The sequence below is a fragment of the Myxococcus virescens genome, assembly GCF_900101905.1.
In the GTDB taxonomy this organism is placed as follows: domain Bacteria; phylum Myxococcota; class Myxococcia; order Myxococcales; family Myxococcaceae; genus Myxococcus; species Myxococcus virescens.
In genome coordinates this window covers 164488-183025 of record NZ_FNAJ01000010.1, presented here as the reverse complement: position 1 = coordinate 183025, position 18538 = coordinate 164488, and the positions used below count along the sequence as shown (strand labels likewise).

Sequence of the window (18538 nt, the reverse complement as noted above, 5' to 3'; positions counted from 1 at the left end):
CAACCCGACACATCTGTCGCGTCCGCAGTGTCACCCAAACGCCACGCATGCCTGTCATTCCAATGAATTCCCAGACTTGGGCATGCATTGACACACTCGGCTTAAGCAGACTAACAAGCACGTCTCGTTTTTCGAGGATTCAAGCGTCGTGCAGCACGGAAGTCCCTCTCAAGGAGACCCGCCATGCGTATGCCGTCCTCGTTGTCCCCGCTGTCCCTCCTGGCCCTCGGTTGGGGCTTGTCCGCGCCAGTCACGGCGCTTGCCGCGAACACGCCAGACCTGCGCCCCGGCATCATCCGGAGCACTGCGGCGCTGGGCCCCGCCCGGGTCCTCACGGGTGCCGAGGTCGACAAGGCGCGCCTCGCCACGGGCATCGACCGCGCGGCAAGCGGCACGTATGCCCTTGCCACGGGTGCCGGGCATGTCTTCCACCGGACGGCCCAGCCCATCCATGCGCTGAAGACGCTCGACGTGCCGCGTGCGTCGGTGCAGCTCCACACCTGGCAGGAAGAGACGGCGGACGGCCGCCGCCAGGACTTCTTCGCCTACAGCCAGGGCGGCGTGGCGTTGCTGGGCCGCGTGCAGCCGACCGAGTACCTGGTGCGGCTGGAGCACGCGCGCTTCGACCCGCTGAAGGGCGCACAGCCCCTGGTCGCGGGCGTGCTCACCGCGGACGCAAGCAACACCCTGCACCTGGTGCAGTTCCACGCCACGCCCCTGCCGGAGTACCGCGACGCCATCAAGGCCGCGGGAGGCAAGGTGCTGCGCTTCCTCACGGACCACACCTTCCTCGTGGAGATGAACGCCAGCACCCACAAGCGCGTTGCCGGGCTGCCCTATGTCCGCTGGGTGGGCGCGTACCATCCGGAGTACCGGGTGGAAGGCGTGCTGCGCGAGTCCCTCCAGGGCCGCGCGCTGAAGCTGGAGCCACAGCGCTACTCCATCATGGTGGGCGAGCGCGGCGCGGCGCGACAGGGCGAGGTCGCCTCGCTGGTCCGCACGCTGGGCGGCACGGTGGAGCTCATCGAGGCGGGCGGCCTGCGCGTGGAGGCCACGCTCACCCAGTCCCAGTTGGAGCGGCTGATTCGCTCCAACGCCGTGCAGTACGTCGACCGCTGGGGCGGTCCGGGTGAGCTCGACAACAACAACGTCCGCCAGGTGGGCGGCGCGACCTACATCGAAGGCCTGGAGGGCTTCACCGGACAGGGCGTCCGCGGCGAAATCTTCGACACGGAGCTGCGCACCACGCACCAGGAGTGGGCGACGCCTCCCCTCATCCACAGCACGTCCACCACGGGCAGCTTCCACGGCACCGCCTGCTACAGCATCAACTTCGCCCAAGGCGTGGACGGGAACGCGCGCGGACTGGTCCCCTCCGGACAGGGCATCTTCTATCGCTACAACGAGTCCTCCCAGTTCGGCGGCGCCAAGTCCCGCTACGACATCAACCGGGAGCTCATCGACCCGGCCGGGCCGTACCGCGCCGTGTTCCAGACGTCCAGCGTGGGCAGTGCGCAGGTGACCGGCTACACCACCATCTCCGCGGAGGTGGATGACTACCTGTTCCAGTACCCCATCCTCAGCACGCAGTCTCAGAGCAACACCGGCAACCAGAACTCGCGGCCACAGGCGTGGGCGAAGAACATCGTGTCCGTGGGTGGCATGTACCACTACGACAACGCCAGCCGCGGGGATGACCGGTGGAACGGCGGCGCCAGCGTGGGCCCGGCGGCGGACGGCCGCCTCAAGCCGGACCTGTCGTACTACTACGACCTCATCCGCTCCGCGTCGAACACCAGCAACACGTCCTACACCAACTTCGGCGGCACCAGCGCGGCCACGCCGCAGACGGCGGGACACTTCGGCCTGCTGTTCCAGATGTGGCACGAGGGCGTCTGGGCGGGCTTCGGCGGTGGCGCGGACGTGTTCGACAGCCGCCCGAAGATGGCCACGGCGAAGGCGCTGATGATCAACATGGCGCATCGCTACAACTGGCTCGCGGGTGGCTCCAACGGCGACCTGACGCGCGCGCGGCAGGGCTGGGGTACCGCGGACGTGAAGCGCCTGTATGACCGCGCCGCCGTGACGAGCATCATCAACGAGACGGACACCCTGCTCCCGCTCGGCACGAACACGTACAACGTCACCGTGGCTCCCGGGGAGACGGAGCTCAACGTCACCATGGTCTACACCGACCCCGCCGGCACGGTGGGCGCGGCGCACGCCCGCATCAACGACCTGTCGCTGCGCGTGACGTCCCCCACCGGCGTCGTCTACTGGGGCAACAACGGCCTGACGGCGAGCAACGTCTCCACGGCGGGCGGCGTGTCGAACAAGGTGGATACGGTGGAGAACGTGTTCCTCGCCAACCCCGCCGCCGGCACGTGGACCGTGGAGGTGATTGGTGACGAAATCATCGAGGACACGAATCTGGCGACGCGCGTGCTGGACGCGACCTACGCGCTGGTCGTGAGCGGCGGCAAGATCTAGCAGGCCAGGGTTGAGCTGACGCAGGCGCCGGGCCGGTGTTCCCTTCGCGGGAGTGCCGGCCCGGACTGTTTCTGGAGGGCTACCGCGAGCCGCTCGTACGCCGTGCCAGGAGTGCCGGCGTCACCGGGTGCTCGCGAAGGAGCTCGATGAACAGGGGCTGGAGCTGCTTGCGGATGGCCGCCTCCAGGCCAGGGATGGCCAGCAACTCCTTGGTAGGGCCCGCGAACGCCATCTGCCTCCGGGGTCCACTCACGGCGACGATGGCCGTCAGTCCCTGGGCCACCCGATCCCAGGGGAATGCGCCCCGCGTCTCACCTGAGAGCTTCGCTAATGCCCCCCGGAGCGCCTGGGTGACCCCCTTCACGTGTGCGCCATGCCGCACGGTCCGCACGGTATTGGCGAACGACAGCAACGTGCTGTCCGCGTCTTCGCACCACTGCAATGCACACTGGATGCGCAGTCCGTCCCACGTGAAGTCGAAGGCGATCGGCTCGGGGTGGAGATGGGGCCGAGCCTGTGTGAGGACGTGAGCCCACTGCGCCACGCCACCGGGCAGATGCCACAGCGTGCGCTCTCCCCGCTGGAGGTCGGCGAAACTGACGCGCAGCCCGGGAGCGAGCGCCGCCAGCTCGTTACAGCGACGGGAAAGGCGAGCCCTGTCGAAGGCGAGCACCTCGAAGATGGTCGCGTCCGGAACGAAGTGGACGCGTACCCCTCGCTCCGCGGAGACAGGCATTGGCTCCATCGGCGTCACCGCCGCCCCCTCTCCCTGGGGATGGCCGTGCTCGCCCATCAACCGCCACTGCCGCCCGTCCGCCCAGATGTCCACCTGGTAGCGGGAAGACAATCCCAGGGACACAACCAGCATGCTGTCCCAGCCCCAGCCATCACCCGGCGGCTGCCCCAAGAAGCCCGCTCCCGTCACCACTCTGACCAAGTTCTCGGCGGTGACGGTGCGACTGGTGCAGAAGAGCGCGATGGAACCATCCCCTCCCACCTCCAACACCACGTCCCTGCACTCCCCACGGCGAGCTTCTTCGTAGGCGACGTCCAGGAGGAAATAGACGAGGTGGTGCAGCCCGTACTCGCCAACGTCACCGCAGTACATGCCGGGGCGCTTGCGCACGTTTTCGACAATGCCCCCAGACAGATGCATCCCGTCATTCTACCCCCAGCCTTCAGGCTCCCTCTCGCACGCCAGAACACGCGGACGTCCGTCCCACTGGCCCTGGCCCCGCCCCAGTGGCATGACAAGCCCATGGCCCGTGACGTCTCCTTCTTCGACCAGCTCGGCTCGCTCCTCGCCCAGGAACGCGAGGCCGAGAAAGCCCGCCTGGCCGCGCTCGCCCAGAGCCTCACGCTGCATGAGCGGGAGGAGCACGGGCTGTCCGTCCTGGACCTGGAGTCCATCGAGGAGGAGGTCGGCCTGGGAGGCCGCTTCCTCGTCACCCTGGGCCGCGCGGACCGCCGCCCCCTGCCCACCCGCCTGCACAACGGCGACCTGGTGGCCGTGCTGCCCCGCCGCGCGGAGGTGAAGGAGCCTGCCCGCGCGCTCATCTCCCGCGCCACCGCCACGCGCATCCAGCTCGCCTTCGACCGCTCCCCGCCGCCCTACGTCCACGAGGGCCTCTTGCGCCTGGACGTCGTCCCCAACGACGTCACCTATGACCGGCTGCGCGCCGGCCTCCAGCGCATCAAGGCCCTGGACAAGGGCGCCGAGCGGCACAAGCGCGAGGTCGTCCTGGGCAACGAGCCGCCCCGCTTCGACAAGCCCCGCGAGTTCGAGCCCACCCGCCCCCTCAACCCTGAACAGCAGGACGCCACCGCCCGCGCGCTCGCCGCCGAGGACTTCTTCCTGGTCCACGGCCCCCCGGGCACCGGCAAGTCCACCGTGCTGGCCGAGGTCGCCGCCCAGGCCGTGGCGGACGGAAAGCGCCTGCTCTGCACCGCCGCCAGCAACGCCGCCGTGGACCACCTGCTGGACCTGTGCCTGGACAAGGGCCTGCGCGCCATCCGCGTGGGCCACCCCGCTCGAGTGGCCGCCCGGCTCCAGGAGCACACCCTGGACATCGTCGTGGAGTCCCACCCGGACCGCGCCGTCTCCCGCGACCTCTTCGACGAGGCCTTCTCCCTGCTGGGCTACGCGCGCCGCCAGCGAAGCCAGGGCCGCAGCCGCGAGCGCTTCGCCAACGCCCGCGCGTCCACCACCGAAGCCAAGGGCATGCTCGACGAGGCCCGCGCCCTGGAGCGAAAGGCCGTGAAGTCCGTGCTCGCCAACGCGGACGTCATCTGCGTGACGCTCTCCAGCCTCGACTCCGGCGTGCTCGCTGGGCAGCAATTCGACCTGGCGCTGCTCGATGAAGCCACCCAGGCCACCGAGCCCCTGGCGCTGCTGGGCTTCCTCCGCGCGCCCCGCGTCATCCTCGCTGGCGACCCGCAGCAGCTACCGCCCACCGTCCTCTCCCAGGAGGCCGCGAAGGCCGGCCTGGGCGTGAGCCTCTTCGAGCGCCTGCTCAAGGACCACGGCGACGGCGTCAAACGCATGCTGCGCGAGCAGTACCGGATGAACGCGCGCATCATGGACTTCCCCTCAAGGGAGATGTACGGCGGCGAGCTTCGCGCCCATCCCTCCATCGCGGACCGCACGCTGGACGCCGTCCTCACGCCCGGCGCGGACGTGGATGCGCCCCCCGTGCTCTACCTGGACACCGCGGGCAAGGGCTTCGACGAGGAAGTCGAGCCCACCACGCGAAGCCTCTTCAACCCCGGCGAGGCGGGACTGGTGGAAGCCCGCGTGCGCGCCCTGCTCGCCGCCGGACTGGCCCCCCGCGAGCTGGCGGTGATTACGCCCTACAGCGCCCAGGCCCATCAGCTCCGCGAGCGCATCGAGGCGCTCAGCCCCGAGGTGGAGGTCGACACCGTCGACGCATTCCAGGGCCGGGAGAAGGACGCCATCATCGTCTCCCTCACCCGCTCCAACAGCGAGGGGCAGCTCGGCTTCCTCACGGACCTGCGCCGCATGAACGTGGCCCTCACCCGCGCCCGCCGTCACCTCTTCGTCGTGGGCGACTCCGCCACGCTCAGCGGGCACCCCTTCTATGCCCGCTTCGTCGAGGGGACCCAGACCCACGGCGGCTACCGCTCCGCCTGGGAATGGCCTGACGCCCAGGACACCTGACACCTCGGGTTGTAACAGGGTAAAGGCAGACCCGCCCTGGGGCACTACGCAATCTATGCGAGGCTTTCCGGCCAATTTTGTCGCAACTGTGCACAATTTTTGTCACCCCGCTCCAGAGGTGGAGCGGGGCAGTGCCGGAAATTCGGGCCTTTGAGGCCACTTTCCTGTGCGGCATGAAACATGCTCTTCCCCGCGGCTGGGAGGAACCGCCACATGTCCCAGCAGGCGAATGTTACGAAGGAAAACGATGTCTGGGTTCTCCGTATCGAGAAGGACAACGGCAAGCAGCAGGAGTACCGCTGCGCCACCGAGAATCAGGCGCGCCAGCTCGCGATGATTCTCTCTCGGCCCGACACGGGTGGGCCGCCGCGGCAACCCGCTGGACCCCGCTGAACACGCGCCGCGTCCGGGCGTGGATGACGGTTCTCCCGGGCGCGTGAACCGGGTAAGGCACGGGGCAGGAGGCTCCCGTGTCCGACGCGCTCGAATCCCTCTCTGTTGATGCCGAAGGCCTGGCGCTGCATGTCCGGCAGCGCTCCGCGCCCGACGCGCCCGCCGTGCTGTTCCTGCATGGCTGGCTGGACCATTCCCACAGCTTCGATGCCCTCATCCCGCACCTGCCCCGAACGTGGCGGCTGGTGCTGCTCGACTTTCGGGGCATGGGCCGCAGCGCCCACGTGGGTCCCGGCGCCACCTACCAGTTCAGCGACTACGCGCTCGACGTGGAGGCCACGTTGGACGGGCTGGGCCTGGACGCGGTGCACCTGGTGGGGCACTCGCTGGGCGGCATCGTCTCACAGGCCTACGCCGCCGCCCGTCCGGGGCGTGTGAAGAGCGTGACGCTCATCGAAAGCCTGGGCCCCGCTGGCGGGCCCGCGGAAGGGGCCCTGGGCCGGCTGCGCAGCGCACTGGATGACGCGCGCCGCCCGCCCAACCGCAAGCGCTACCCCACCGTGGAGGCCGCCGCGGCGCGGCTGCTGGAGAACAGCCCCACGCTGACGCAGGACGCGGCGCTGTACCTCGCCCGGCACGGGACGGAGCCCTACGAGGGCGGCTTCGCCTTCACCTTCGACCCGCGCCACCGCCGCCGCTTCGGCATGGGCTATGACGAGGCCCAGTGGATGGCGCTCCAGGCCGGCGTCACCTGCCCGCTCCAGCTCATCCTCGCCACCGGCGGGCTGCGCCACGATGAAGCCCTCATGCGCAACCGTACGCAGGCGCTCCAATCCCTCGCCCATCCGCCGCTGCACCTCCCCGGCGGGCACCACGTCCACATGGAGCAGCCCCAAATGGTCGCGGAGGCGCTCATTCGCGTCATTCGCTGACACCTGCCCACACTTCCTCACCGCCAGAAGGACGGGAAAGTCTTTCACCCTCCAGAGTATCGCCCTTCCTCTTTGCCAACCGGATGACACCCACATCACGCCAACCTCCTGAAATCAGGGAGACGCACCCTCGCTCCCTGGGTTGGTACGTAAATTGATGGAGGAGCAGGGGGCGGATCACTCACCGGGCACGGGCCGGCGGGTGTGGGGAGAAGGGTGGGGATCGGGAAATGAGGATGGGGCTGACAGGGCGTGGGCTCGCACTGGCGTTGCTCGTAACCATCGGGACGGCGTGCCACGAGGGGAAGGAAACCCGCGCGGTGCAGGCCACCGCGGTCGTGGACACGGACCTCCTCGACTTTGGCGATGTGCCCGTGGGCGAGTGGCGGGAGCGGGAGGTCCGCATCCGCAACGTCGGGTACGTGCCCTTCTCCGCCCTGGACGCGCTGGGCCTGGCCAACAACCCCTCCTATGAAGTGGAGCTGGGCGAAGGCGCCGAGCGGGTGCTGCCGGGCGAGTCCCACGTGGTGCACGTCCGCTTCCACCCGCTCACCGAAGGCCTGGCGACGGAGACGGTGCACGTCAAGACGGACGCCAACCAGGGCGCGGAGGCCCAGGTGCAGGTGATGGGCATGGGCACGCCCACCCCCATCGGCGTGGAGCCGCCCTTCCTGGACTACGAGACGCTCGAGGTGGACAGCGAGCGCACGCTGGAGGTCACGGTGACGAATCCCGTGGACCTGCCGCTGACGCTGACGGTGGCGGGCACGCACCCGGACCCCTTCTCCGCGGACACCATCACCATCCCCCCGCTGTCGTCGCGCAAGGTGAGCACCAGGTACCTGCCCCGCGCGCTGGGGAACATGGGCGCGCGCCTGGAGATTCTCTCCTGCGAGGGCTGCACGCCGTCCACCGTGGAGCTGAAGGGCAACTCGGTGGCCTCGGCCTTCGTGTTCGACCCGGCGCCCGTCCCCTTCGACTTGATTCCGGTGCATGAGCGCACGCAGTCGTACACGCGCGCGCGCAACATCACCTGGCGCCCCGTCACCATCGAGCGGCTGGTGACCAGCGACCATGCCTTCGTGCCGATTTCCCGGCCGGAGGGCTCCTCCGTCGGCCCGGGCGAAATCGTCGAGATGCAGATGGAGTTCGCGGCGCGCTACTCCGGGCCCAACGTGGGCGACCTCACGGTGCACTACACGTCCGACAAGGCGCGCAATTCGCAGGTGATTCTGGACGCGCGCGGCGGCCGGCCCACGCTGGCGGTGACGCCGGTGTCGCTGGACTTCGGCGAGGTGCCGGTGGGCGGCAAGGTGGAGCGCGTCATCCGCATCTCCAACGCGGGCACCAACGGCCCCCTCCAGTTCGTCGGCGTGGCGGCGGGCGGCGACAGTCCGCAGTTCAGCGTGGATGTGCCCACGCGCGGCACCGAGGCCTATCCGTGGAGCGGCGGTGTCTGGCCCGTGCTGGAGGCGACGCCCGGGCTGCCCATTGCCCCCGGCACCGACGCGCTGGAGCTGAAGGTCTACTTCGAGCCCACCGCGGTGGGCACGTGGACGGCCGCGCTGCGCGTGCGCTCGGATGACCTGTTCAACCCGGAGCGCGAAATCATCCTCACCGGCCGCTCGCGCGCCACCGCGCCGTGCGTGTACGAGTTGACGCCGCGACCGGTGATGGACTTCGGCAACGTGACGCCGGGCCGCGGCGCGGTGCTGGGCTTCTATTTCCGCAACCCGGGCAGCGCCGAGTGCGCCGTGAAGAACATCCACATCAGCAACGACGGCGGCGGCGTCTTCTTCATGCCGGGCGGCCGGCTCACGGGCGGCGTGGTGCCGTACGACTCGGGCTTCAGCGCCATGGTGGCCTTCCGGCCGCAGGCCGAGGGGGACTTCACCGGCGAGCTGCAGTTGACGGTGAGCAACCCGGCCGCGCCCATGGTGCGCCTGCCCCTCAAGGGCGTGTCCCGGCAGAGCTGCCTGGTGGCGACGCCGTCCTTCGTGGACTTCGGCCCCATCCGCTACGACTGCGCCGCGGCGCCCCGGAAGACGTACGTGGCCAACCGGTGCAGCAGCCCCGTCACGGTGACGGGCGCGGACATCGGCAACGGGACCAGCAGCCAGTTCTCGCTGGTGATGCCCATGACGGCGCCCGTCACGCTGGCGCCGGGCGCGGGCTTCGAGCTGGAGGTCGGCTATGCGCGCAACGTGCACGGCCAGCACTTCAGCCCGCTGTACCTGCGCACCCCCAATGAGCCTTCCCCCTTGCTCGTACCGCTGCTGGCGGAGACGAACCACGAGGGCATCCAGGTGGACCGCTACACGCAGGGCACCGACAGCCAACTGGACGTCCTCTTCGTGGTGTCCAACACCACCACCATGCAGCAGTACCAGGACCGGCTGAAGGAGGCGATTCCGCAGTGGCTGCAGGCGGCCCAGACGAACGGCGTGGACGTGCGCGTGGGCGTCACCAGCACGGGCCTGGTGGCCCGGGGTCCGCAGTGCGGCGGCGGTGCCAACGGCGGCGAGGCCGGGCGCCTCTTCCCGGTGGATGGCAGCCGGCCTCGCGTGGTGTCCGGCTCCAGCGCCACCGCGGTCGCGGACATCCAGGCCAACCTGAGCGTGGGCATGTGCCACAACCTGGTGCAGGGCCTGGAGACGATGCGCCAGGCACTCTCCGCGCCCCTGTCCGAGCAGATGGATGACCCGCGCACCCCGCAGGCCAATGACGGCAACTCCGGCTTCGTCCGCGCGGCGGCCCGCATGGCGGTGGTGGTCCTGGCCGACGAGGACGACAACTCCGGCTTCGGTCCGGAGAGCTACATCCAGTTCCTCCAGACGCTGAAGGGCACGGGCATGTCCCACCGCAGCCAGCTCTACGGGCTGGTGCCCACCGACACCGGCTGCGCCACCGCGGGCAGTGGCTCGGCCCGCTTCACCGCCGTGGCCCACGGTACGGGGGGACAGGTGGCCAACATCTGCGGGCAGAACTACGGCGGGCTGCTGGAGCAGGTCATCCAGCGCGCCGGGGAGCCGCAGGCGGACTTCCCGCTCACCGCGGCGCCCACGGGCCTGGGGGAGATGGGCGTGCGCGTCCAGGGCCAGCCGGTGCCCGCGACGCAGTGGGTCTACGACGCGGAGCAGAACGCCATCGTCTTCCAGCCCGGGGCCATCCCCCTGCCCGGCCAGTCGGTGGAGGTCCGCTACCGCAGCGTCTGCGCGGTGCCGTAGGCCCGGCAGGGAGGTCCGGGGCACCCCGGCCAAGACAGGGAAGTGCGGTGTTACAGGAAATGATGCGCCGTGGACTTCCGTGTTCCCACCCGGCGCGGCTATCGTGGCGGACGTCGTGGAAACATTCGGCCGCTACGAGCTGCTTCGGAAACTCGCCATCGGCGGCATGGGCGCCGTCTACCTCGCCCGGCAGAAGGGGCCGGTGGGGTTCCAGAAGCTGCTGGTGGTGAAGCGGCTCCTGCCCCACCTGTCCGAGGACGACGAGTTCATCGACATGTTCCTGGACGAGGGGCGCATCGCCGCGCACCTCAACCACCCCAACATCGCGCAAATCTACGACTTGGGAGACGTGGACGGGCAGTACTTCATCGCCATGGAGTACGTGCATGGAGAGGCCGTGGGGCCCCTGGGCGCCCGGGCCCAGCAGCACGGCATCACCATCCCGCTGGGGCTCAAGTGCCGCATCATCGCGGACGCCGCCGCGGGCCTGGACGCGGCCCACAACGCGCGCAGCCCTTCGGGCCGGAAGCTGGCGTTGATCCACCGGGATGTGTCCCCGCAGAACGTGCTGGTGGGCTTCAACGGCGGCGTGAAGCTCATCGACTTCGGCGTGGCCAAGGCGTCGGGGAAGCTGTCCCAGACGATTGTCGGCACCATCAAGGGCAAGCACGCGTACATGTCCCCGGAGCAGGCCCGTGGTGAGCCGCTGGACTCGCGCTCGGACGTGTTCGGCCTGGGGACGGTGTTCTACGAGCTGCTGACGCAGCAGCGCCTCTTCAAGCGCGAAACGGAGCTGGCCACGCTCAAGGCGGTGGTGGGAACGAAGATTGTCCCTCCGTCGGAGGTGGTGCCGGAGATTCCCAAGGCGCTGGACGCCATCGTCTTCAAGGCGCTGGCGCGCAAGCGGGACGAGCGCTTCTCCACGGCCGGTGAGCTGCAACTCGCGTTGGAGGAGTTCCTGCTCACGGAGAAGCTGCACGCCACGACGGCGCACCTGGCGGCCTTCATGCGGGACATGTACGCGGAGGAGCTGGAAGAGGACCGCTTCGCCACCGAGCCCACCGTCATCAACTTCGACCTGCGTCAGGCGGCGAGGGCCCAGTCCCCCCGGCCTCCGGCGCGTGCGAGTGGGGGCTCGTCCTCCGCCGCGTCGCCCGTGAACGCCGGTCAGCCGCGGCCCGCCGCCCCGGCCCGGCCGCCAGCCGCCGCCGCGCCCGGAGCGAAGCCCGCCCCGGCGAAGCCCGCCCGGACGCAGACGACGGAGGCCGCCCCCGTGAAGCGGCCTCCGCCGAAGGGCCCTGGCGGACAGGGCGACGGCGGCAAGTAGCCCGCGGACTAGAAGTTCTTTCCGTCCACCTTCATCACCGGCAGGCCGTCCAGCTCGATGCCGTCCAGGCAGCGGACGTTGATGGCGCGCATGTCCTTGCCGTCCGGCATCGTGCCCTTCCCGAAGGAGCGGACCCCGCAGGTGTCACAGAACAGGTGGTGAATGGACTTCTTGCCGAACTGGTAGTCGGTGATGTGCTCGGCCCCCTTCTGGAGGTTGAACTGCTCCGCGGGGGCGAAGCCCAGCAACATGCCCGTCTTGAGGCAGATGGAACAGTTACAGGACACCAGCGGCTGGCTCAGGTCCAGGCTCACGTCGTAACGGACCAGACCACAGTGGCAACCACCCTCGTAGCGCTTGGATTCGGACATGCGCGCATCCTGCCCCAACGCGCACGGAAAGCGCGGCACGAAACGATGACGCCTGGCGGCCGAGACTACAGGCTGGCCAGCGCCACGCGGTACAGCGCGCGGTAGCCCATGCGCGGCGCGGATTCGAAGCGCTCCGCGTTGAAGATGTCCTTCAGCAGCGCCTGCCCGTCCGGCGACGTCTGGAGGCTCAGCAGCGTGGACTCCAGCGAGCTCACCAGCTGCGGCTGCAGCCCCATGGCCACCGGGACACCGTCGTTGGGGGCCTCGTCGGTGTACGCAATCAGCTCGAAGCGCCGGCCGGCGCCCGCGCCCAGCACGTCCTCCACGCCGGTGGCGAACGTCAGCCCCGTGGACGCCGGCGGGCAGAAGACGCTGGTGACGTCCGCCTTGCCGTCCAGCACCGACTCCAGCGCGCCCTGGTACGAGCCCGCGAAGTGCTGCGCGAAGAAGGCCCGCGTCGGCTCCAGGCCCTGCGTCTTGAGATAGGCGGTGGGCAGCAGGTAGCCCGCCACCGAATCCCGGTCCACCCAGGTGGCGGTGGTGCCCTTCAGCCGCTCCACCGTCAGGCCCGCGCCCGCCCGGCACACCAGGGCGGACCGGTAGGACGACATGCCCCGGCGCACGCCGCGCACCACCACCCGCACGCCCATGGCTTCCATGCGCGCGCAGACGAAGGGCGGGGCCCAGGCCGCGTCCGCGCGGCCGGAGAGCAAATCCTTGGCGAGCGTCTCGTAGCTGGACGCGACGCTCACCTCCACCAGCTTGCCCAGCGCGCGCTGGAGGAACGACGCCAAGCGGTCCGCGCGCTCTCGCGCCGTCTCACTGCCCAGGGAGGGGGGCAGCCCGAACCGGAAGGAATGCCGGGGCGTCGAGGGGGCTTGCAGGGTCATACGAACCCCTAACTACCCCTCCCTGCCCAGTCGCGCCACTTCATCGTCAGCCAGGCCGAAGGTGGCCTGGAGCATATCCAGGATTCGCTGCTCGGGATGGCTCGGGGTGCCCCCCGCGTGGGCAATCTTGGTGGCCAGCCGGAAGGCCTTCACCCGCTGGGCGTGCGTCGTCAGACCGTGGGCCAGCACATGGAGCCGCTGGGGCAGGCCCTCGGCGGCCAGGGCCGTCACGGACTCGCTGACGAAGCTCTGGGCGCGCTCGGGGCTGACGTTCTCGAAGAGGGGGTCCGCCGCGAAGCTCTCCACCAGCGCCCGGGCCTCGGCCTCCTGGAGCTTCCCGTCCGCGGCGCTCACCAGCACCATGACCTCCGCGAACAGCCGCTCCAGCGGCTCGCCCAGCGCCTCCGCCAGGCTGCCGCCGTTCTCGATGACGTCGATGATTTGCGCCACCTCGTCCTCGGAGATGCCCAGCGCGGCCTGGAACGTCTTGAGCAGGCCCAGCTCGTCCCGCGTGGCACGCTGGTCCGCCAGGGCCACCGCCGCCGCCAGCCCGAAGGCCAGCATCCGGTTCTTGTGGTCCGGCAGCCGGCGCCGCAGCGACGCGAGCACGTCATCCAGGTTCTTCGCCTCCGACAACCGCGCGGCGCTGGTCTCCACCAGGGCGTTCAGCTCGTCCGGGCGGGTGCCCTCGAACTCCGGGCGCTCCAGCACGCGGCTGAGGAGCGTCTGCATCTCCCGCTGCGAGACGCGTCCGTCGGCCATCGCGGCCAGCAGCATCGCCTCCACCAGTGCGCCGTTGCGGTCGTTCCGCGCCTTCACTGCCTGCTCTCGAGCCATGGGCTGGCGCTCCCTTGCGTGTCCTTCGATTCGGTCGTCGTGGCCCCTTCCTCGCTGGCGTGCAGCGGGTCGGGGTTGAGCGTCTTGTCCAGCAGGTGACTCGGCCGCACGTTCGCCATGGCGTTGAGGACGCTCTGGCGGACGTTGGGAATTTCCTTGCCCAGCTCCTCCATCAGCCGCTGCATCCGCTTGCGCTGGAGGTTCTCCTGCGTGCCGCACAAGTCGCACGGGATGATGGGGAAGGCCATCAGCTCCGCGAACTTCGCGATGTCCTTCTCCGGCGCGTAGCACAGCGGGCGGATGACCACGTTGCGCCCGTCGTCGCTGCGCAAGAGGGGCGGCATCGCCTTGATGGAGCCGGCGAAGAAGAGGTTGAGCAGCAGCGTGTGGATGAGGTCGTCGCGGTGGTGGCCCAGGGCAATCTTGGTGCACCCCAGCTCCACCGCCGCCGTGTAGAGGATGCCGCGCCGCATGCGCGAGCACACCGAGCACTGCGTCTTCCCCGGAGGCGTCTTCTCCAGGACGATGCTGTAGGTGTCCTCCTTCAACAGCTTGTACGGGTAGCCCTCACGCTGAAAGTACGCCTCCAGCTTGTCCGCTGGGAAGCCGGGGTGGCCCTGGTCCAGGTTCACCGCCAGCAATTCGAACTTCACGGGTGCGCGACGCTGGAGCTCCCGCAGGAGGTGCAGCATCGTGTAGGAGTCCTTGCCTCCGGACACGCCCACCATGATGCGGTCCCCGTCCTCAATGAGGCGGTGGTCCGCGATGGCTCGGCCCATGTGGCCAAGCAGACTCTTTTCCAGGCGCTGGACGTCGTTCATCGGCGCGGCCATCCTAGCGGCGGCCCGGGAAAAAACACCTCAATCCCAAGGCCCGGTCCGCTAGCCTGCCTCCCGCAATGCCGACCTACCCGCAAGGTGCCGTTGACGTAGTAGATGCCTCAGGAGAAGAGCGCGCGACCCGCACGCTGGAAGCCGCGCGCGAAATCGCCGTGGACCTGGAGGCGGACTCGATGCACGCCTTCCGCGCCCGGCTGTGCTTCCTCCAGCTCGCCACCGACGACCAGGTCTTCCTGTTGGACACGCTCCAACCGGGCGTGGTGCCGGGCATGCTCGCCCCGCTGATGGCCGACCCGGCGCGCACCAAGTTCTTCCACGCCGCCCAGGGCGACCTCCAGTTCCTCGCCGAGGTGGGAGTCCGAGTGCAGGGCCTCTTCGACACCCACCGGGCGGCCACCCTGCTGGGGTGGCCCAAGGTGGGCCTGGCCGACCTCGCCCGGGAACGGCTGGGCGTGGAGCTGCCGAAGGAGCACCAACAGTCGGACTTCTCCATCCGCCCCCTGCCCCCGGGCATGCGGGAGTACATCGCCAATGACGTGCGCTACCTGTGCGAGCTGGGCCGCCAGGTCCGCGACGCCTGCCGCGAGGCCGACATCCTGGAGGAGGTCCTCCTGGACTGCGTCCGCCTGTGTGACGAGGCCGCGGCGCGCCCCGACGTGGGCGCGGACTTCAAGCCCAAGCTACCCCGCGCCGGGCTGAATCCCACGCAGATGACGCTGGCCCACGCCATTGCCCACGCCCTGCACCGCAAGCGGCTGGAGTGGGCGGAGAAGGACAACGTCCCCATGGGGCGGATGCTCTCCAACATGGCGCTGGGTGACATCGCGGTGAAGCTGCCCACCAACCCCAAGGAGCTGGCGCGCATGGCCGGCGTGCGGGGCTCCTTCATCCGCTCGCACGGGGAGGAGCTCCTGGCCGTGGTGCGCGAACTGTTGGAGAAGTCGCGCCGGGGTGAACTGGCGCCGGAGCGCGAAGCCAAGGGCCCCAAGGACGCCAACAAGCGCAAGCGCGAGGAGGCCCTCAAGACCTTCCGCGTGGAGAAGGCCACCGAGCGCAAGGTGACGCCCAGCGTGGTGCTGACCAATCCGCTGATGGACGCGCTGGCCTCGCAGCCCCCGAAGGACGTGGAGGCGCTGACGCAGGTGCCCTACTTCGGGGAGAAGCGGGTGCGGCTGTACGGCCCCGCGCTCGTGGAGCTGCTGGCCGCCTACCCCGTCCTCAACGCCTGACGTGTGAAGGTGGGGCCGCGACCTGCTCGCGGCCCTGGCGCCAGTCATGGAGAATGTCCGCCCGCGCGCCCCTTCCCGCCGCGGATGGAGATGCTCCCGGTGCGGTGCCGACACTTCATCTATCCGCTGCTCGTCCTCTGCCTCGGCGCCTGTGCGGGCTCGCGGCCCCAGCCCGCCCCCGCTCGGTCTGCCCCCGCTCGCCCCGTCACGCAGGCCGTGACGCCCGAGAAGGAGGCTCCCGTCCTCACCCCGCCGGGCCTGCGGCTGTCTCCGGCCGTGCGGCCCGTGCGGCAGACGGTGACGCTGGAGCTGGACCCGCGGCGGGAGATGTTCAGCGGGACGACGGACATCGAAATCGAGCTGCCCCAGGCCACGCACGAGGTGTGGCTGCACGGGGAGGAGCTCTCCGTGAGGGACGCGGCCTTCATCGTGGCGGGCGCGCGGGTCAAGACGTCCACGCTGCCCATCGGCGACATGCTCGTCTTCCTCCCGCGTGAGGCGGTGGGCCCCGGCACCGTCATCCTGCGCGTGGCGTACACGGGCCGGGCGCGTGCCCGGGAGAGCTCGGGCGTCTACCGCGAACAGGACGCGGGGCGCTGGTACACGATGACCCAGTTCCAGCCGCTGGCCGCGCGGCGCGCCTTCCCCTGCTTCGACGAGCCCGCCTTCAAGATTCCCTGGCGGCTCACCCTGCGCGTGCGCGAGGAGGACGGCGCCTTCGCCAATTCACCGGTGGAGGCCGAGACGCACGGCCCGGATGGATGGAAGACGGTGCGCTTCCAGACAACGCCCCCGCTGCCCTCGTACCTGGTCGCCTTCGCGGTGGGCCCCTTTCAAGCCGTGGACGCGGGCGTCGCGGGCCAACACCGCGTGCCGGTGCGGATGCTGGTGCCGCAAGGCCGCGCCGCGGAGACGGCCTGGGCCGCGCAGGCCACGCCCCCGCTGCTGGAGCAGTTGGAGACGTGGTTCGGCACGCCCTACCCCTACGCGAAGCTGGACGTGCTGGCCCTGCCCGGCACGCAAGGGGGCGCCATGGAGCACCCTGGCCTCATCACCTTCAGCGCCCCACTCATGCTGGGCCCCGTGGAGGGGGACTCCCTGTGGCGCCAGCGCTACTTCGCGCTGACGCAGGCGCACGAGCTTGCGCATCAGTGGTTCGGCAACCTCGTGACGCCCGCGTGGTGGGACGACCTCTGGCTCAACGAGTCCTTCGCGGACTGGCTCGCCTACAAAGTCGTGACGCAGTGGAAGCCCGAATGGCGCGGGGACGTGCGCCGCGTGGAGGCGCGGGGTGATGCCCTGGTAGAGGACCGGCTCGTCAGCGCGCGCAGTGTCCGGCAGCCCATCGAAGCGCCGGGAGACGTCCACTCCGCCTTCGATGGCATCACCTACAACAAGGGCGCCGCGGTGCTGGCCATGTTCGAGTCCTGGGTGGGCCCCGACGCCTTCCAGCAAGGCGTGCGGCACTACCTGGACACCCACGCGAGGGGCACCGCCACCACCGCGGACTTCTTCAAAGCCCTCACCCAAGCCACCGGCAAGGACGTGGCGCCCGCCTTCTCCTCCTTCCTGGACCAGCCGGGCGCGCCGCGCGTCGCCATGGCGCTGGAGTGCCCCAAGGAGGGAGCGCCCCGGCTGGCCCTGGAGCAGCGGCGCTACCTCCCTCTGGGCTCGCCGGGCGGACGCGGAGAAGAACAGGCGTGGCAGGTGCCAGTGTGCGTGCGCTACGCCGCCGGGGGCACGGAGGGCCGCGCCTGCACGGTGCTCTCGGAGCCCACGGGCACGCTGCCCCTGGATGGCGCGAAGGCCTGCCCGGACTGGGTCCACCCCAACGCGGAAGGCCGCGGCTACTACCACGCGCTGCTGCGCGGTGACGCGCTGGAGCGGCTGACGCGGCAGGGGGGCCGGGGGCTCAGCATCGCCGAGCGCCGCGTCCTGCTGGATGACGCCGAGGCCCTGGTGGCCAGTGGCGAGCTGGACGTGGCCCAGGCCCTGACCCTGGCCACGCGCCTGCTGCGAGCGGACGACCCGGACCTCGTCATGGGCGCGGCGGCCCTGGTCGCCAGCGTGCGGGATGACTTCGTCCCGCGAACCGCGTGGACGAGCCGCGCGCGCTTCGTCCGTGGCCTCTTTGGTGGTCAGGCTCGCCAGCTGGGCTTCGTGCCGCGCCCGGGCGAAAGCGACGACGTGCGCATGCTGCGGCCCCGGCTGGTGTGGATGGTGGCCCAGTCCGGCGAGGACGCCCTCCTGCGAACGGAGGCCCGGAAGCTCGCGCTGCGCTGGCTGGACGACCGGCGCTCCCTGTCCATGGACGCGGCGCAGGGCGTGATGGGCGCCGCTGCCGTCTCGGGGGATGCCGTCCTCCACCAGCGCATGCTCGAAGCCCTGCGCACCACCACAGAGAGCCGCGAGCGCGACCTGCTCTTCGCCGCCTTGGGAGGCTTCCAGGATGCCGCGCTCGCCAGCGCCAGCCGGGCCCTGCTGCTGGCGCCGGACGTGGACACGCGCGAGGCCCTGCCCATCCTCTTCCGGCAGTTGGAGGCACAGCCCACCCGCGCGGGTGCGTTCGACTTCCTGCGCGAGCACTTCGAGACGCTCCGGGAGCGGCTGCCGCGGGACATCGCGCCCTGGCTGCTGGGCACCGGCGGGTTCTTCTGCGACGCCGAACACCGCGCGCGGTTCGCGGCCTTCTTCGCGCCCTACGCGCCCACCTTCGAAGGGGGTGAGCGCGCCCTGGCGCAGGCGCTGGAGCGCGTGGACCTGTGCATCGCCCAGCGCGAAGCCCTGCGCCCCGGACTGGAGCGCTTCCTGCGCCGATACTGACG

13 protein-coding genes are annotated in these 18538 nt (G+C 70.1%); 8 read left to right on the top strand and 5 right to left on the bottom strand.

Annotated elements, in window-relative coordinates:
- Positions 1-183 precede the first annotated feature (183 nt).
- Complete coding sequence (locus BLU09_RS26310) at positions 184-2490, top strand: S8 family serine peptidase (protein WP_090492257.1); 2307 nt, start codon at positions 184-186, stop codon at positions 2488-2490.
- 79 nt (positions 2491-2569) lie between these two features.
- Here the strand turns inward: BLU09_RS26310 and BLU09_RS26305 are convergent, their stop codons facing one another.
- Positions 2570-3646 carry a DNA topoisomerase subunit B gene (locus BLU09_RS26305; protein ID WP_090492254.1) on the bottom strand — a complete coding sequence of 359 codons (1077 nt, stop codon included), beginning with the start codon at positions 3644-3646 and terminating at the stop codon, positions 2570-2572.
- Positions 3647-3748: 102 nt separating this feature from the next.
- On the opposite strand from BLU09_RS26305, the gene BLU09_RS26300 reads away from it, so the two are divergent.
- The 5 genes from BLU09_RS26300 (at position 3749) to BLU09_RS26280 (ending at position 11547) form a co-directional block, all read left to right on the top strand.
- Entirely contained in the window at positions 3749-5668 is a 1920-nt protein-coding gene (locus tag BLU09_RS26300; protein WP_090492252.1) for an IGHMBP2 family helicase, read from the top strand.
- A 213-nt stretch (positions 5669-5881) separates the two neighbouring features.
- Positions 5882-6061 carry a hypothetical protein gene (locus tag BLU09_RS26295; RefSeq protein ID WP_225888111.1) on the top strand — a complete coding sequence of 60 codons (180 nt, stop codon included), beginning with the start codon at positions 5882-5884 and terminating at the stop codon, positions 6059-6061.
- Between the two features lie 77 nt (positions 6062-6138).
- On the top strand, positions 6139-6993 hold the full coding sequence (locus tag BLU09_RS26290) for an alpha/beta hydrolase (protein WP_090492250.1): 855 nt from the start codon (positions 6139-6141) through the stop codon (positions 6991-6993).
- Positions 6994-7223: 230 nt separating this feature from the next.
- On the top strand, positions 7224-10220 hold the full coding sequence (locus BLU09_RS26285; protein WP_090492248.1) for a choice-of-anchor D domain-containing protein: 2997 nt from the start codon (positions 7224-7226) through the stop codon (positions 10218-10220).
- A 79-nt stretch (positions 10221-10299) separates the two neighbouring features.
- On the top strand, positions 10300-11547 hold the full coding sequence (locus BLU09_RS26280; RefSeq protein ID WP_090492246.1) for a serine/threonine protein kinase: 1248 nt from the start codon (positions 10300-10302) through the stop codon (positions 11545-11547).
- Positions 11548-11555: 8 nt separating this feature from the next.
- On the opposite strand, the gene BLU09_RS26275 is transcribed toward BLU09_RS26280, so the two are convergent.
- The 4 genes from BLU09_RS26275 to ttcA all read right to left on the bottom strand — a co-directional run bounded on the left by BLU09_RS26275 (position 11556) and on the right by ttcA (position 14478).
- Positions 11556-11918, bottom strand: coding sequence for a GFA family protein (locus tag BLU09_RS26275; RefSeq protein WP_167371158.1), 363 nt, complete (start codon positions 11916-11918; stop codon positions 11556-11558).
- Positions 11919-11983: 65 nt separating this feature from the next.
- Positions 11984-12808, bottom strand: a complete 825-nt coding sequence (locus tag BLU09_RS26270) for a phosphate/phosphite/phosphonate ABC transporter substrate-binding protein (protein WP_090492242.1) — start codon at positions 12806-12808, stop codon at positions 11984-11986.
- Between the two features lie 12 nt (positions 12809-12820).
- Positions 12821-13645 (bottom strand): tellurite resistance TerB family protein, encoded by an 825-nt coding sequence (locus BLU09_RS26265; RefSeq protein WP_090492240.1) that lies wholly within the window; start codon positions 13643-13645, stop codon positions 12821-12823.
- A complete protein-coding gene (gene ttcA / locus BLU09_RS26260; protein ID WP_090492238.1) occupies positions 13624-14478 on the bottom strand; it encodes a tRNA 2-thiocytidine(32) synthetase TtcA in 855 nt (284 codons plus the stop codon). The genes BLU09_RS26265 and ttcA overlap by 22 nt, the downstream gene beginning before the upstream one ends.
- A 65-nt stretch (positions 14479-14543) precedes the next feature.
- Between ttcA and BLU09_RS26255 the strand changes: the two genes are divergently transcribed.
- Positions 14544-15713 (top strand): ribonuclease D, encoded by a 1170-nt coding sequence (locus BLU09_RS26255; protein WP_090492236.1) that lies wholly within the window; start codon positions 14544-14546, stop codon positions 15711-15713.
- 90 nt (positions 15714-15803) lie between these two features.
- Positions 15804-18536 carry a M1 family metallopeptidase gene (locus BLU09_RS26250; RefSeq protein WP_244172037.1) on the top strand — a complete coding sequence of 911 codons (2733 nt, stop codon included), beginning with the start codon at positions 15804-15806 and terminating at the stop codon, positions 18534-18536.
- The last annotated feature ends 2 nt before the right edge of the window (positions 18537-18538 follow it).

What these genes read in the sequence shown, in the direction of transcription:
- BLU09_RS26295 (WP_225888111.1), top strand. Translation starts at nt 5,882, where the DNA reads ATGTCCCAGCAGGCGAATGTTACGAAGGAAAACGATGTCTGGGTTCTC.
- BLU09_RS26310 (WP_090492257.1), top strand. Translation starts at nt 184, where the DNA reads ATGCGTATGCCGTCCTCGTTGTCCCCGCTGTCCCTCCTGGCCCTCGGT.
- BLU09_RS26255 (WP_090492236.1), top strand. Translation starts at nt 14,544, where the DNA reads ATGCCGACCTACCCGCAAGGTGCCGTTGACGTAGTAGATGCCTCAGGA.
- BLU09_RS26250 (WP_244172037.1), top strand. Translation starts at nt 15,804, where the DNA reads ATGCTCCCGGTGCGGTGCCGACACTTCATCTATCCGCTGCTCGTCCTC.
- BLU09_RS26300 (WP_090492252.1), top strand. Translation starts at nt 3,749, where the DNA reads ATGGCCCGTGACGTCTCCTTCTTCGACCAGCTCGGCTCGCTCCTCGCC.
- BLU09_RS26265 (WP_090492240.1), bottom strand. Translation starts at nt 13,645, where the DNA reads ATGGCTCGAGAGCAGGCAGTGAAGGCGCGGAACGACCGCAACGGCGCA.
- BLU09_RS26285 (WP_090492248.1), top strand. Translation starts at nt 7,224, where the DNA reads ATGAGGATGGGGCTGACAGGGCGTGGGCTCGCACTGGCGTTGCTCGTA.
- BLU09_RS26275 (WP_167371158.1), bottom strand. Translation starts at nt 11,918, where the DNA reads ATGTCCGAATCCAAGCGCTACGAGGGTGGTTGCCACTGTGGTCTGGTC.
- ttcA (WP_090492238.1), bottom strand. Translation starts at nt 14,478, where the DNA reads ATGGCCGCGCCGATGAACGACGTCCAGCGCCTGGAAAAGAGTCTGCTT.
- BLU09_RS26305 (WP_090492254.1), bottom strand. Translation starts at nt 3,646, where the DNA reads ATGCATCTGTCTGGGGGCATTGTCGAAAACGTGCGCAAGCGCCCCGGC.
- BLU09_RS26270 (WP_090492242.1), bottom strand. Translation starts at nt 12,808, where the DNA reads ATGACCCTGCAAGCCCCCTCGACGCCCCGGCATTCCTTCCGGTTCGGG.